Here is a 14087-nt window from a genome sequence, read left to right as displayed (position 1 = left end):
TGCATCCGGGGCTAAACGCTCTTGCGAACGATTTGCAACTGTGTATCTTGCGAATGGATTGCAGTTGCAGGATCGGGGTTGCCATGGACGCGCGGGTCGAGAAATTGCCGGAGGGCTGGCGCACGGAGCGCGGCGAAGCCTCGCTCGCCGATGTGCACCGCTCGGTCGCGGTGCGCTCGACCGGCCCCGGCTGGCGCCGCGCCGCCGCCTTCGTCGGCCCCGGCTATCTCGTCGCCGTCGGCTACATGGACCCCGGCAACTGGGCGACCTCGCTCGCCGGTGGCTCGAAATTCGGCTACGCGCTGCTCACCGTCGCGCTCGTCTCGAACATCATGGCGATCGTGCTGCAATCGCTGTGCGCGCGGCTCGCCATCGCGTCCGGCCGCGACCTCGCCCAGGCCTGCCGCGACGCCTTCCCCCGGCCCGTCGCCTACATGCTCTGGTTCCTCGCCGAGATCGCGATCATCGCGACCGATATCGCCGAGGTCATAGGCACCGCGATCGGCCTCAACCTGATCTTCGGCATTCCGCTCGAGATCGGCGTCATCATCACCGCGCTCGACGTCTTCCTGATCCTCTATCTGCAGCGGCTCGGTTTCCGCTGGGTCGAGGCGCTGATCATCACCTTGCTCGGTGTCATCGCGGTCTGCTTCGCCATTCAGATCGCCCTGGCCGATCCGGACTGGGGCCAGGTCATCAAGGGCTTCGCACCGACGACCGAGATCGTCACCAATCCCGAGATGCTCTACCTCGCGCTCGGCATCCTCGGCGCCACCGTGATGCCGCATAACCTCTACCTGCACTCGGGCATCGTGCAGACCCGCGCCTATGGCGAGACCCTGCCCGAGAAGCGCCAGGCACTGACCTACGCCACGATCGATTCGACGGTGGCGCTGATGTTCGCGCTCCTGATCAACGCCTCGATCCTGATCCTGGCGGCGGCGACCTTCCACAAGACCGGCCAGACCGGCGTCGCCGAGCTAGGCGAGGCGCATCAGCTCCTTGGTCCGCTGCTTGGCCTCGCCATCGCGCCGACGCTGTTCGGCATCGCCCTGCTCTGCTGCGGCATCAACTCGACGGTGACGGCGACGCTCGCCGGCCAGATCGTCATGGAGGGCTTCCTCAAGATCAAGCTGCCGCCCTGGCTGCGCCGCCTAATCACGCGCGGCATCGCCATCGTCCCGGCCGCGGCGGTCACCATCTGGTACGGCGACAGCGGCACGGCGCGGCTCTTGATCCTGACCCAGGTCGTGCTCAGCCTGCAGCTCTCCTTCGCCGTCTTTCCGCTGGTGATGTTCACCGCCGACAAGACCAAGATGGGCGAGCTCGTCGCACCGCGCTGGCTCATCGCCTTCGCCATCCTGATCGCGGTCGTGATCGCGGCACTGAACGTCAAGCTGCTGTTCGACTTCGTCATCGGCTGACGTCGCGGGGCGGCGCTGGGCAAGCCTGCGCCCGCACACTATATTGCGCGCGGGCAACACGGAGCGGCGAGATGAAGTCTGGAGAGATGACCATCACCTTGCCTGCCGAACTGGCGACGCTGGTCCGCGCCGAGCTCGAACAAGGTGCCTACGCCTCCGGCACGGATATCGTGCATGAGGCACTGCGCCAACGCTACAAGGCGAAGAAGCTCCAGGAACTCAATGAAGCGCTCGACATCGGCATTGCCGATCTCGACGCTGGCCGCTCCTCGCCACTAGATCAGGCCTTCCAGGACATTCGCCGCGCCATCGCCGCTAAATGAGCCCGAAAGGCTCGTTGACCGTCATCATCTCGGACGCTGCCAAGGCCGATCTTATCGGCATCGGCCGCCATATCGCCAAGGACACCCCTGCCCGCGCCGATAGCTTCGTCGATGAGTTGGAGCGGAAATGCCTCGGTCTTGGCGAGCGGCCTCTCGCATGGCCGGTCATGCCTCAGAGCAAGGGGCGACAAATTCGCAGACGCGCTCACGGCGACTACCTGATCTTCTACCGGATCGGCGAAGATCATGTTGAAGTCGTCCGCGTGCTTCACAGCGCGCGCGACTATGCCGCCTGGCTCTTCAAGAAATAGACGCTGCGCTTAGCGCCCCGGCGTCCAGGCCTCGTAGTCGCCGGTCGCCGGCGGGCGCTCGCCCTCGGCCAGAGTCGAGCCTGCGGGGCGGTAGGCCATCGCAGTGCCGGTCCAGTTCTGCTGATGCGGCTGCTGCCACTCGCGCGGCTGGTAGCGCTCCTCGGAGGGGGCGACGTCGACAGTGTGGTGCAGCCAGCCATTCCAGCCCGGCGGGATCTTCGAGGCCTCGGCCTCGCCGTTATAGACGACCCAGCGGCGCTGGAAGCCGAGCGCCTTGTCCTTCACCCCACCCTTGGTGCGGTAGTAGACATTGCCGAACTCGTCCTCGCCGACCTTCTCGCCGAAGCGCCAGGTGTGGAAGCGGGTGCCCATGGTCTGGCCGTTCCACCAGGTGAAGATCTGCAGCAACGTCTGGTTCATGGCTCTCGTCCGCGTCGGTCGGGCTTGCCCGACTTATGGCGGCAGCGCCCGCCCCTGTCCAGCCCGCCGGGCGCATCGGCGACGTTCTGAAGCGGCCTGGCGCTGCCGCGAGCACGCAGTTTGCGTCGGCCCTGCAATCGGCCGAGCGATCGAGAGGATTCGTCGCCGCGCGCCGCCTGCGCGGACGCCCTCGCCCTGCAGCTGACGCCACCGTGCCATGATTCGACCACGATCAAACCTGCGCCGGCACACGGGCCGATCCAACGAAGAGCCTCTGTCTCCAGGGACTTGGCCCTGTTGGCGCAGATCGAGCTTGCATTCGCCGCTCCCGATCAGTCGGATTAACCACCGGCTAAGCATAGATGCCGCGAATTTTAGTCTTTTCCCATCGGCCAGGATCGCTCACTCTCCCGGAGCCGAGCCGATTCTTCCCGTGATTCCGAAGGCTTAGCTGGGGCCTTGAAACTTATCCCCGGAACTCACATCTCCCTACAAGATGTCGTGTCCACAGGGATTGCAGCACACTAATCCTTGACGCCGCTGCCCAATCGGGACTAGTTTTTGACGGTCGCGTGACGGCTGGCGGAGACGCCTTCGACACCCGCAAAAGAGTTCCCAGAGGGGTCGAGACGTTCACCGCGCGGCACGCCATCACGGCGGCAGCGAATGGCGACGTGCGGTCCTGCTGGCCGCATCAGGATAGCGACGGCGGGACTACACCGCCGCGGGATCCAGGGGCATCAAACCGAGTTGGGCTGACATTGGAGCCGGTGAGCAACCGGCCGCGCGGGGCATCAAAGCCCGCGGCATGCATTGGGGACGATCATTATGCGCATCGAGCGCCGCTATACCTCTGCCGGAGCCTCGCCCTATCAGGCGATCCCCTTCCGCTCGGCCGTCAGCGAGATCCGCAATCCCGACGGCTCGATCGTGTTCCGTCTCGAAGGCATCGAGGTTCCCGACGCCTGGTCGCAGGTCGCCAGCGACGTGCTGGCGCAGAAGTATTTCCGCAAGGCCGGCGTCCCGGCGGCGCTGAAGAAGGTCGAGGAGAACGACGTTCCCTCCTTCCTCTGGCGTTCGGCCCCCGACGAGGCGGCGCTGGCCAAGCTCCCCGAGGGTGAGCGCTACGGCTCCGAGATCTCCTCCAAGCAGGTCTTCGACCGGCTCGCCGGCTGCTGGACCTATTGGGGCTGGAAGGGCGGCTATTTCACCTCGGAAGAGGACGCCGCCGCCTTCCATGACGAGTTGCGCTTCATGCTCGCCAGCCAGATGGTCGCGCCGAATTCGCCGCAATGGTTCAACACCGGCCTGCACTGGGCCTATGGCATCGACGGCCCGAGCCAAGGCCATTTCTACGTCGACTTCAAGACCGGCAAGCTCACCAAGTCGAAGTCGAGTTACGAGCACCCGCAACCGCATGCCTGCTTCATCCAGGGCGTGCAGGACGACCTCGTCAACGAGGGCGGCATCATGGACCTCTGGGTCCGCGAAGCCCGCCTGTTCAAATACGGCTCCGGCACCGGCTCGAACTTCTCGATGCTGCGCGGCGAAGGCGAGAGGCTCGCCGGCGGCGGCCGCTCGTCCGGCCTGATGTCCTTCCTCAAGATCGGCGACCGCGCCGCGGGCGCGATCAAGTCGGGCGGCACCACGCGCCGCGCCGCCAAGATGGTCGTGGTCGATGCCGACCATCCCGATATCGAGACCTATATCGACTGGAAGGTGAAGGAGGAGCAGAAGGTCGCCGCCCTCGTCGCCGGCTCCAAGATCGTCCGCAAGCACATGACGGCCGTGATGAAGGCCTGCGTGAACTGCGAGGCCGATGGCGATGCCTGCTTCGATCCGGAGAAGAACCCGGCCCTGAAGCGCGAGATCAAGCTCGCCCGCAAGTCGGCGGTGCCGGACAACTACATCAAGCGCGTCATCCAGTTCGCCCGCCAGGGCTATACCGACATTTCCTTCGACACCTACGACACCGACTGGGATTCTGAGGCCTACCTCACCGTCTCCGGCCAGAACTCGAACAACTCGGTCTCGCTGACCGACGATTTCCTGCGTGCCGTCGAGACCGATAGCGACTGGAACCTCATCGCCCGCACCACCGGCAAGGTCACCAAGACGCTGAAGGCCCGCGACCTCTGGGAGAAGATCGGCTACGCCGCCTGGGCCTCGGCCGATCCCGGCCTGCACTTCAACTCGACGATGAACGACTGGCACACCTGCCCGGCCTCGGGCCGCATCCGGGCGTCCAATCCGTGCTCCGAGTACATGTTCCTCGACGACACCGCCTGCAACCTGGCCTCGGCCAACCTGCTGCAGTTCTACGACCGCGACACCAAGGCCTTCGATGTCGCGGCTTACGAACATCTGTGCCGGCTCTGGACCGTCGTGCTCGAGATCTCCGTGACGATGGCGCAGTTCCCGTCGAAGGAGATCGCCGAGCTCTCCTACGAGTTCCGCACGCTGGGCCTCGGCTACGCCAATATCGGCGGCCTGCTGATGACCATGGGCCTCGGCTACGATTCCGACGAGGGCCGGGCGCTAGCCGGCGCGCTGACCGCGATCATGACCGGCGTGTCCTACGCCACCTCGGCCGAGATGGCGGGCGAGCTCGGCCCCTTCCCGTCCTACAAGAAGAACGCCAGCCACATGCTGCGCGTCATCCGCAATCATCGCATCGCCGCCCATGGCAAGGCCGAGGGCTATGAGGGCCTCAAGGTCGCGCCGGTGCCGCTCGACCACGCCACGCTGGCCAAGCTCGGCGGCTCCAGCGCGCTCCTCTCCGAGCGTGCCAAGGCGGCCTGGGACAATGCGCTCGCGCTCGGCGAGAAGCATGGCTACCGCAACGCCCAGTCGACCGTGATCGCGCCGACCGGCACGATCGGCCTCGTCATGGATTGCGACACCACCGGCATCGAACCCGACTTCGCCTTGGTGAAGTTCAAGAAGCTCGCCGGCGGCGGCTACTTCAAGATCATCAACGGCGCCGTGCCGGATGCGCTCCGCGCGCTGGGTTACCGCGAGGCGGAGCTCGCCGAGATCGAGGCCTATGCCGTCGGCCATGGCACGCTGGCGCAGGCGCCGGGTGTCAACCACGGCTCGCTCCGGGCCAAGGGCTTCAGCCAGGCCAAGATCGACGCGGTCGAGAAGGACCTCAAGGCCGCCTTCGACATCAAGTTCGTCTTCAACAAGTGGACGCTGGGCGAGGACTTCCTCGTCAACGAGCTCAAGGTCCCGGCCGAGAAGCTCGCCGACATGTCGTTCGAGCTGCTGCCCTTCCTCGGCTTCTCGCGCGCCGAGATCGACGCGGCCAACGTCCATGTCTGCGGCGCGATGACGCTAGAGGGCGCCCCGCACCTCAAGCTCGAGCACTACAACGTCTTCGACTGCGCCAACCCTTGCGGCCGCATCGGCAAGCGCTACCTCTCGGTCGAGAGCCATATCCGCATGATGGCGGCGGCCCAGCCCTTCATCTCGGGCGCGATCTCCAAGACCATCAACATGCCCAACGACGCCACCGTCGAGGATTGCAAGAGCGCCTACCTGCTCTCCTGGAAGCTGGCGCTGAAGGCGAACGCCCTCTACCGCGACGGCTCGAAGCTGTCGCAGCCGCTGAACTCGGCCTTGATCGCCGACGAGGATGACGACGCCGACGACGTCATCGACACGCTCTACCAGCAGCCGCTGGCGGCGCGCGCCACCCAGGTCGCCGAGAAGATCGTCGAGCGCATCGTCGAGCGCGTCGAGCGCAACCGCGAGCAGGAGAAGCTGCCGACCCGCCGCAAGGGCTATACCCAGAAGGCCAAGATCGGCGGCCACACGCTCTTCCTGCGCACTGGCGAGTATGATGACGGCCGCCTCGGCGAGATCTTCCTCGACATGAACAAGGAAGGCTCGGCGCTGCGGGCGCTGATCAACAACTTCGCCATCTCGGTCTCGCTCGGCCTGCAATACGGCGTGCCGCTGGAGGAGTATGTCGACGCCTTCACCTTCACCCGCTTCGAGCCGGCGGGCTTCGTCCAGGGCAACGACTCGATCAAGAACGCGACCTCGATCCTCGATTACGTCTTCCGCGAGCTGGCGATTTCCTATCTCGGCCGCTACGAACTCGCCCATGTCGACCCGAGCGAGGTCGGCAATATCGGCCTCGGCGGCGGCGACGGCCAAGGCCAGGCGGCCACCGCGACACCGGCGCAGTCCTCGATCTCGAAGGGCCTGGTCCGCTCGCGTGCCGACAAGCTGATGCTGATCCCCGGCGGCGTGGCGCAGGACGCCCCGCGCCAGGCGACGCCCGCCCATGGCTACGCCACCGCCGGCGCCACCGCGCTGAAGCAGGAGCCGGAGCAGGCCTATGGCGAGGCCGACATGGCCAAGCTCGGCTTCGCGGCCCCGGCAGCCCAGCCGAGCGCATCGGAGCGCCGGGCCGAGGCGATCATGAAGGGCTATGTCGGGGACTCGTGCGGCGAGTGCGGGAACTTCACGCTGGTGCGGAATGGCACGTGCTTGAAGTGCAATACGTGTGGAAGCACGACGGGCTGTTCTTGAGGCCTTAGCGATTAGCTGACTTGAAATGGCCGGGCTCGTCCCGACCATTTTTGTCTTCCCCGAAGGCCATTCTGATCAATCCGATCAGCGGATGATCTGATTCATACCAATTGGCCGCGATATGCTTGACAAATTCGGCAGGGGTTCTTGGCCAGCCACATTGCTTAAGGTCATCTGACGCTACCCGGAGGAGATTCTCCAGGGCAACTGGATCATAGAAGTAGAGCGCGCCGCTCTTGATGCAGCACTCTTTCGAATTTAGCTTCAACGCAAGAATGCCCCGCGGCATCATCTGCTTTAGAAGAACGGCGACTGGTACACCCAGAACATCCTGAATGGTGCAAAGTGGAAGATAACCTATCGGCTTGGATGGGCCGACGCCCATGAGGCTTTCGAGAATAGAAGCCTTTCTCTCGTCGCTCAGCGCCTCGTACCGAGCCATCCAGCGTCACCAGCCCCTGAACTCGTCCGAAAACAGCCCGCGCTCCACTATCCAACCGTTTTGAACCGCGATCGCCTCGCGGTTCTCCTCAAGCCGGCGCTGCGCCTCTTCCTTGGCGATGCGCGCGCGTAGGGCCTCTTCGGTCAGCGCCGAAACATTCACGCCATTGGCACGCGCCTTCTCGACGAGTTCGGCGTCGAGCGAGAGGTCGATCGGCCGCTTGGCGGACACCCAGGTCATGCGGATGAAGAGCGCACATTCGGCAGCCGAAGTCATCGCCTCAGCGGCGGCCCGGCCACGGATTCGCGCACCAGCATCGTCGGCGGGAAGCGGAAGGTGGAGGGCGTGGTCTCGCCGCGCTTCAGGCGGAGCATGATGCGGTCGACCATCGCCTTCGCCATGTCGCGGGTCGCCAGCCGGACGCTCGTCAGCGGCGGGGCGACGAAGGTTCCAAGCGCGATGCCGTCCATCCCCACGACCGAGACGTCGGCCGGGATCGCCATGCCGCGCTTGCGCAACCCGGCGAGCAGGCCGACGGCCATGATGTCGTTGATGGCGACGATCCCGGTCGGGCGCTCCGGATGCTCCGCCACCGTTCCGGCCAGGCTCATGCCGAGCTCGGCCAGTTCCTCGTCGGCGTAGTTCGAGGAGAGCGCGCCTTCGATCACGACGCCGCGGATGCCTGCAGCCTCAACCGCCAGCATGAAGCCCTCGCGCTTCTGGGCCCGGCTGAAGGTCCAGCCGCGCGGCGTCAGGAACGCGATGCAGCGATGCCCGTTGGCGATCAGGTACTCGGCCGCCATGCGCCCGCCGGCGACGTTGTCCGACGAGACGTGGTCGATGACCGGCTGGATGGCGCGCTGGCTCTGGCTGTCATAGCTGATCGCGACGAGCCCCTTGCGGACGACCTCCTCGATATGGCTCTCGTCGGCGAGCGAGGAGATGATGATGACGCCGCGAATGCCATGTGTGAGCATGTCGTCGAGAAAGGCCCGCTCGTTGCGCGGGTCGCGATAGGTGTTGCTGACGACGACACGATAGCCGTAGCTCTCCCAGGCCTCCGCCTCGATCTCGCGCGCCAGCGCTCCGTAGCTGGGATTGGTCAGCGAGGGCACCAGCAGCCCGATCAGCGCGGCTTCCCCGGTCTTGAGCTGGCGCGCGGCCCGGTTGGGCTGATAGCCGAGTTCGGTGACCGCCTTCTCGACGCGGGCGAACGTGTCCTTGCTCATCCGGTCGGTTCGACCGTTGAGAACGTTGGACACCGTCGAGATCGAAACCCGCGCCAGCTTGGCGACGTCGTTGATCGTGGACACCGGGCTCCTTCATGCGGCCAAGGGCGACCGGATGAGGTTTTGCACGATCGATGCCCGAAATCCACATCGGGCTCGGCAAGCCCCTATCGCCCCAAGCCCCTATCGCCTGAGGATCCCGCGCGCGTAGAGCCTTGCCGCGCAGTCCGGATTGACGGCGCCCTCCGGCATCCGCCCCGCGACCAGGGCCGCGACCTGTCTGACCGTCTCGTGCGATTGATGCTGCACCGCCTGCGGCGTCAGCCCGCCGATATGCGGCGTCGCGACGACATCGGGGCGCGCGGCCAATGCCAGCGACGGCATTTCGTCCCGGGCCGGGCCGACATCGACGGCGGCCCCAGTGAGCGCTCCCGACGCGAGCGCCGCCGTCAGCGCCGCCTCGTCGACGATGCTGCTGCGCGCCAGGTTGAGGAAGAAGCTGCCCGGCCGCATCGCCGCGAAGGCCGCCGCATTGAACAGATGATGCGTCTCGGGCGTCGCCGGCGCGAGGCAGACCACGAAATCCGAGCGGCCGAGCAAGGCGCCGAACGCGACCTGCTCGATGCCGGGATCACCGATCGTCAGGAACGGATCATGAGCCAGCACGGCAAGGCCGAACCCCTGAGCCAACTTGGCCAGGCGGCGGCCGATCGCGCCGTAGCCGACGATGCCGAGCGTCGCGCCGCGCAATTGCGTGCCCATCCTGATCCGGGGCTGCGCGCCGGCCCGGTAGGCGCCGGTCGCGGCGCTGATGCCGCGGCCGAGGTCGATCATCATGCCGATGGCCAGCTCGGCCGCGGCATCGGCGAAGCCGGCCGAGGCGCGGGTGACGAGCACGCCGTGCCGGCTGGCCGCCGGTACGGCGATGGTCGAGATGTCCACGGCGCAGCGATGCACCGCCAGCAGGTCCGGAAGCTCGGCCAATGCAGCCTCCGATACCGGGGTGGCGCGGTCGGCGATGATGAGGTCGCAGCCTCGCGCCGCGTCGACCAGCGCGCGATCGTCCATGACCGCGTCGCTGAGATTGCGGTGCACCACGCCGAATTTCTCCAGCTCCGCCAGGGGGGCGGCGCCGTAGTAGCGCTCGAATGCGCCGTTGGCGTGGGTCAGCAGGATCTTCATGCCGCCGGCCTCAGCCGCCATGGCCATAGGCGGGCTGCGCCGCCGGTCCCGCTCGCCATGTCCCTCTGGAGTGTTCCCATCAGAATCGCCTTCATCGTCGCCGCGCTCAGTTGAGACCAAGCTGCGTCGGCAACCACAAGGACAAAATCGGGAACAGCGCGAGCACGACGATCCCGACGGCCAGAACGGCCAAATATTTCATCATCGGGCGCACCACGTCCTGGAAGCGCGTTTCGGTGATGGCGCAGGTCGCGAACAGGCCGAGGCCGACGGGGGGCGAGAACAGGCCGAAGCCCATCGCGATCACCATGATCGTGCCGAAATGCAGCGGGTTGATGCCGAGCTGGGCTGCGATCGGGGTCAGCAGCGGCCCGAAGATGATCAGCGCGGGCGCCCCTTCCAGCACCGCCCCGAAGACGATCATCAGCAGCGTCGCCACCGCAAGAAAGGCCAGGCTGCCATAGACCTGGCCGAAGCTCACCAGGCTATGCGACATCGCCGAGGGGATCTGCTCGAGGGTCAGCGCGTATGCGAAGCTCGAGGCGCTGGCGACGATGAAGAGGATGCCGCCGGCCATCGCGGCCGAGCCGACGAAGAGCTGCCGGATGGTGGCGAAGGAGAGCTCGCGGAAGGCGAGGCCGCCGACCAGCAGCGCATAGACCACCGCGAAGGCCGAGACCTCCGTCGAGGTCGCGACGCCGGCCGTGACGCCGCGCCCGATCATCGCGACCATGACCAGCGCGACCATGGCGCCCCCAATGAGCCGCAGCATCGAGCGGCTTTTGTCGAACGCGACGGAGGGGTCGACCTTGCGCCCGTACCAGATCGCGACGATCGCCAATGCGAGCGCCAGCACGATGGCCGGCACGATCCCGGCCATGAACAGCCCGGCGATCGAGATATTGGCGACGAAGGCGAAGATGATCATGTTGACGCAGGGCGGAATGGTCTCGGCCATGATCGCGGTGCAGGCGAGCAGGCCCGCCGCATCGTTGGGGTCCTGCTTGGTCTTGCGCACAGCGGGCATGATGATGCCGCCGACCGCGGCGATGTCGGCCAGCTTCGAGCCGGAGATTCCCGAGAAGAGCGCCGTCGCCAGGATGATGATCAGGTTCAGCCCGCCGCGCAGCCGCCCCATCAGGCGCAGCAGCAATTCGATCAGGCGCGAGGACATGCCGTTCTTTTCCATCGCGATGCCGGCGAGGACGAAGAACGGGATGGCCAGCAGCACGAAGTGGTCGGCGCCGACCGCGACTTGCTGGGCATAGATCACCATCGGCAGCGACGGGTCGGCCAGGAAATACAGCAGCGAGGCGAAGGCGAGCGCGAAGGCGATCGGCACGCCGATCACGACGCTGCCGAGGAAGCCGAGGATCAGCAGCCAGACGGGCCTGATGTCGAGGCCCGCCGTCTTGAGCCCCGCAACCGCCAGCACCACGAGCAGGCCGGCGGCAAGCGTGCCGAGCGCCAGCCGCCTCGGCCCTTCCAGCGCATTGGCCAGGCCGAAGATCGTCAACGCGAAGCTGCCGATGACGACCGGTACGGTATTCATGGCATGAGGCAGGCCGAGCGCCGTCGTGTCGTGCCAGGTCTCGCACATCAGGGCGAAGGAGGTGACGAGCAGGGCCGCGGAGACGGCGGCGACGATCCAGCAGCAGAGCTGGATCAGGGCGGGTTGCCAATGGGCCGGCATCATCCCGCGGATGACGTCGATGCCGGCATGGCGGCTGCGGCCGAGGACGGTGCCGGCCCCGAAGAAGACCAGCATGACCATCAGGGCCCGGGCGATTTCCTCGGCCCAGGTGATCGGGCTGTGCAGGAAGTAGCGGAAGATGACCGATGCGAAGACGATCGCGACGTCGACCGCCAGCGCCAGGCCCGCGACCGCCTCCATGACGTGCAGCAGGCCGCGCAGCCCCCTGCCCGCCTGCCCGAACCCATCATAGGCGAGATGCCGATCGTCGCCGCCATGCACTGCCATAGCCAATCCTGCCGTTCCATCGGGCCGCGATCGGGAAACGGGCGCCCGCCCCTTGTCCCGACGACGGCCTTGCGTCGAATGAAGAGCCGATCCCGGGCCGGCGTTGCGATCCGGCTCCGGTCCAGCGTGAGAACGAAGCGATGGGCGCTCAGGCCAGCGAGGCTTTGACCGCGTCGAAGAGCGGCTTGGTCGCCGGGTATTGAGCGGCAAAGGCGGCGTAGAGCTTCTCGCTCATCTCGCCTTGCAGCTGCTTGCGCTCGACTGCGGGGAACGGGGTGAAGGCGATGCCCATCTGCTTGAGCTGCTCGGTGGCGGCAGCGCCCTTGCTGGCCGCGTCCTTGCGCTCGCCTTCGGTGGCGACCTTCGCCGCCTCGAGGAAGCCCTTCTTCAGGTCGGCCGGCACCTTGGCCAGGCCGCGCCTGCCCATGACGGCCGTCATCGGGCTGTAGAGATGGTTGGTCTCCAGGCAGAACTTGGTCACTTCGTAGAGCCGGTTGGCCAGCACGCTGGCGGCATCGTGCTCGAACCCGTCGACGACGCCCGATTGCAGCGCGGTGTAGAGCTCGTTGAAGGGGATGGGCGTCGGCACCGCGCCCATGATGGTGAAGGTCTCAATGAAGGCGCGCGCCGGCAGCACGCGCAGCTTGACCGATTTGAGCTCGGCGAGGTTGACCGCCTTGGCCTTGGTGTAGACGCAGCGCGCGCCGAAATGGAAACCCCAGCCGAGGATGGTGACGCCGCTGCGCTCGAGCATGATCTTGTCGAAGGCCTGGCCGACCGCGCCGTCGAGCAGCTTGCCGGCCTGCTCGTAGCCGTCGAACAGGTAGCCGAGGTCGAGCATGCCGATCTCCGGAACCTGTGTCGCCCAGATCGACGAGCCCGAGATCATCATGTCGACCCCGCCGATCGTGACCTGCTGCACGATGTCGGCTTCCTTGCCGAGCTGGCTGTTCGGGAAGAAGTCCAGCTTCAGCTTGTCGCCGACGCGCTCGCGCAGCGCCGTCTGAAAGCGCTCGAACCAGATGAAATGGGCCGCGTTCTGGTCAGCCGGCATCGATGACGAGACGCGAAACGCGATCGGGGCCTGCGCTGCGACGATCGCCGGCATGGAAAGCGCGCCTCCCAGCGAGCCGAGCCCCAGTTTGGTAAACGTGCGACGTGACATGGGCATGGTCGATCCTCCCTTTTCATGTGTTCGGCGCTCACCGGCGCCGCTGTTGGACCTGCCGCTTCGTTCCGCGGGAGCTCCTCCGAGACGAGGGCTCGCACGGCGCAGCGCCGTCGGCAGGCTGAAGAAAAGCTCGCAGGACTTGCGCCGCCCGGCAGCGACGAGGCGTGCCGGGACAGTCGACGCCGCAGGTGCGGCCCAACGCAAAAACGGGCGAATTTCGCTTCAATTCCGCCTATATGCAGATACTAAAACGTTTTACCAACGTTCTTCCGGATGTCAATCTGACTTCAGGGCCGCCTCCAACCCATGGCCGAGGATGCCGAAGCCGATGACGTCCGTGATCGCATGGACGTCGTCGTCCTTTGCCAGTTCCGCGCCAACGGGAGCGCTTCGGGTCGGCATTGGGTCGTTGAGCGTCCCGAAACTCGGGAGCCATGACGGCAAGCACCCGCGATCATTTCCGGATGCGCCGATTGCGTTAATTCCAACTTTCGGCCCCGCCCGCAGGCTCACGATGATGTGCGGCCCGGAGTTGTGGCGGCGTCTTGATCGTCGCCGGTCTCGAAATCGCCCGGCTGTGGCGGTGCGATCGGTGTGAAGAGCGCTCGGTCGGGCTTAAGGTCGAGCAACGGCGTGTCGTCGAGGCAATCGAGGCCGCGCAAGAGCAAGGTCGCGCCCTCACGCCGGACGAATGTCGCGATCGAGGTGCCGATCGGATTCGGCCGGACGGGCGAGCGCAGCGAGAAGGTGCCGTGCGTCCGCCCGTCATTGGCCGAGCTTTGCCGCACGAGGTCGCGCCGCGACAGGTGCAGCCAGTACAGCACCTCGAGCCGCTCGAACGCCTCGACGCCGTCCAGCGCCGCGACCCAGGGCTCGAACAGCTCGATCCGGCAGATCGGCCCGTCCGCCCTGCCCTGCCTCGGGCAAGTCAGGCGCGAGGTCCAGGGCGTGCGGATGCGGCCGATGAAGACGAGCCCCGCATCGGTCGCGGCGGGCGGCTCGATCGCAATCTCCGCCTTGCGGATCTCATTCTCGCGGACCATGAACTCGACCGGAACGATG

The 14087-nt window shown here is 66.2% G+C and carries 13 protein-coding genes; 4 read left to right on the top strand and 9 right to left on the bottom strand.

The features are described from left to right. Positions 1-83: 83 nt before the first annotated feature. The 3 genes from DWF00_RS13460 to DWF00_RS13450 all read left to right on the top strand — a co-directional run bounded on the left by DWF00_RS13460 (position 84) and on the right by DWF00_RS13450 (position 2058). Positions 84-1424 (top strand): Nramp family divalent metal transporter, encoded by a 1341-nt coding sequence (locus DWF00_RS13460; protein ID WP_181832804.1) that lies wholly within the window; start codon positions 84-86, stop codon positions 1422-1424. An 86-nt stretch (positions 1425-1510) separates the two neighbouring features. Then, a complete protein-coding gene (locus DWF00_RS13455) occupies positions 1511-1747 on the top strand; it encodes a ribbon-helix-helix domain-containing protein (protein WP_114831383.1) in 237 nt (78 codons plus the stop codon). 14 nt (positions 1748-1761) lie between these two features. Next, positions 1762-2058, top strand: a complete 297-nt coding sequence (locus tag DWF00_RS13450) for a type II toxin-antitoxin system RelE/ParE family toxin (protein WP_210207923.1) — start codon at positions 1762-1764, stop codon at positions 2056-2058. A 9-nt stretch (positions 2059-2067) separates the two neighbouring features. Here the strand turns inward: DWF00_RS13450 and DWF00_RS13445 are convergent, their stop codons facing one another. Then, the gene (locus DWF00_RS13445) at positions 2068-2478 is read right to left on the bottom strand and encodes an NADH:ubiquinone oxidoreductase subunit NDUFA12 (RefSeq protein WP_114831381.1); all 411 of its coding nucleotides are present in this window, start codon (positions 2476-2478) and stop codon (positions 2068-2070) included. Between the two features lie 828 nt (positions 2479-3306). On the opposite strand from DWF00_RS13445, the gene DWF00_RS13440 reads away from it, so the two are divergent. Beyond that, on the top strand, positions 3307-7020 hold the full coding sequence (locus tag DWF00_RS13440) for a vitamin B12-dependent ribonucleotide reductase (protein ID WP_114831380.1): 3714 nt from the start codon (positions 3307-3309) through the stop codon (positions 7018-7020). 4 nt (positions 7021-7024) lie between these two features. Here the strand turns inward: DWF00_RS13440 and DWF00_RS29080 are convergent, their stop codons facing one another. The 8 genes from DWF00_RS29080 to DWF00_RS13410 form a co-directional block, all read right to left on the bottom strand. Further along, positions 7025-7462, bottom strand: coding sequence for a hypothetical protein (locus DWF00_RS29080; RefSeq protein WP_147283772.1), 438 nt, complete (start codon positions 7460-7462; stop codon positions 7025-7027). Between the two features lie 6 nt (positions 7463-7468). Continuing rightward, positions 7469-7738 (bottom strand): type II toxin-antitoxin system CcdA family antitoxin, encoded by a 270-nt coding sequence (locus tag DWF00_RS13435; protein WP_114831379.1) that lies wholly within the window; start codon positions 7736-7738, stop codon positions 7469-7471. Next, positions 7735-8775 carry a LacI family DNA-binding transcriptional regulator gene (locus DWF00_RS13430; RefSeq protein ID WP_114831378.1) on the bottom strand — a complete coding sequence of 347 codons (1041 nt, stop codon included), beginning with the start codon at positions 8773-8775 and terminating at the stop codon, positions 7735-7737. Before DWF00_RS13430 ends, DWF00_RS13435 begins: the two co-directional genes overlap by 4 nt. Before the next feature lie 99 nt (positions 8776-8874). Then, the gene (locus DWF00_RS13425; protein ID WP_245973881.1) at positions 8875-9900 is read right to left on the bottom strand and encodes an NAD(P)-dependent oxidoreductase; all 1026 of its coding nucleotides are present in this window, start codon (positions 9898-9900) and stop codon (positions 8875-8877) included. A gap of 79 nt (positions 9901-9979) precedes the next feature. Continuing rightward, a complete protein-coding gene (locus DWF00_RS13420) occupies positions 9980-11854 on the bottom strand; it encodes a TRAP transporter large permease (protein WP_114831377.1) in 1875 nt (624 codons plus the stop codon). Between the two features lie 148 nt (positions 11855-12002). After that, positions 12003-13025 (bottom strand): TRAP transporter substrate-binding protein, encoded by a 1023-nt coding sequence (locus tag DWF00_RS13415; protein WP_114831376.1) that lies wholly within the window; start codon positions 13023-13025, stop codon positions 12003-12005. Between the two features lie 276 nt (positions 13026-13301). After that, positions 13302-13427, bottom strand: a complete 126-nt coding sequence (locus DWF00_RS29990) for a hypothetical protein (protein ID WP_281270149.1) — start codon at positions 13425-13427, stop codon at positions 13302-13304. A gap of 107 nt (positions 13428-13534) precedes the next feature. Next, positions 13535-14068 carry an SAM-dependent methyltransferase gene (locus DWF00_RS13410; RefSeq protein ID WP_114831375.1) on the bottom strand — a complete coding sequence of 178 codons (534 nt, stop codon included), beginning with the start codon at positions 14066-14068 and terminating at the stop codon, positions 13535-13537. Positions 14069-14087: the final 19 nt, after the last annotated feature.

This window comes from Allobosea caraganae (assembly GCF_003351345.1).
GTDB lineage: Bacteria > Pseudomonadota > Alphaproteobacteria > Rhizobiales > Beijerinckiaceae > Allobosea > Allobosea caraganae.
This window is presented reverse-complemented; position numbering and strand designations above follow the sequence as displayed.

Bases quoted from the DNA above. Each gene is read 5' to 3' on its own strand.
- DWF00_RS13460 (WP_181832804.1), top strand. From the start codon at position 84: ATGGACGCGCGGGTCGAGAAATTGCCGGAGGGCTGGCGCACGGAGCGC.
- DWF00_RS13455 (WP_114831383.1), top strand. From the start codon at position 1,511: ATGACCATCACCTTGCCTGCCGAACTGGCGACGCTGGTCCGCGCCGAG.
- DWF00_RS13445 (WP_114831381.1), bottom strand. From the start codon at position 2,478: ATGAACCAGACGTTGCTGCAGATCTTCACCTGGTGGAACGGCCAGACC.
- DWF00_RS13440 (WP_114831380.1), top strand. From the start codon at position 3,307: ATGCGCATCGAGCGCCGCTATACCTCTGCCGGAGCCTCGCCCTATCAG.
- DWF00_RS29080 (WP_147283772.1), bottom strand. From the start codon at position 7,462: ATGGCTCGGTACGAGGCGCTGAGCGACGAGAGAAAGGCTTCTATTCTC.
- DWF00_RS13435 (WP_114831379.1), bottom strand. From the start codon at position 7,738: ATGACTTCGGCTGCCGAATGTGCGCTCTTCATCCGCATGACCTGGGTG.
- DWF00_RS13425 (WP_245973881.1), bottom strand. From the start codon at position 9,900: ATGGCCATGGCGGCTGAGGCCGGCGGCATGAAGATCCTGCTGACCCAC.
- DWF00_RS13420 (WP_114831377.1), bottom strand. From the start codon at position 11,854: ATGGCAGTGCATGGCGGCGACGATCGGCATCTCGCCTATGATGGGTTC.
- DWF00_RS13415 (WP_114831376.1), bottom strand. From the start codon at position 13,025: ATGCCCATGTCACGTCGCACGTTTACCAAACTGGGGCTCGGCTCGCTG.
- DWF00_RS29990 (WP_281270149.1), bottom strand. From the start codon at position 13,427: ATGCCGACCCGAAGCGCTCCCGTTGGCGCGGAACTGGCAAAGGACGAC.
- DWF00_RS13410 (WP_114831375.1), bottom strand. From the start codon at position 14,068: ATGGTCCGCGAGAATGAGATCCGCAAGGCGGAGATTGCGATCGAGCCG.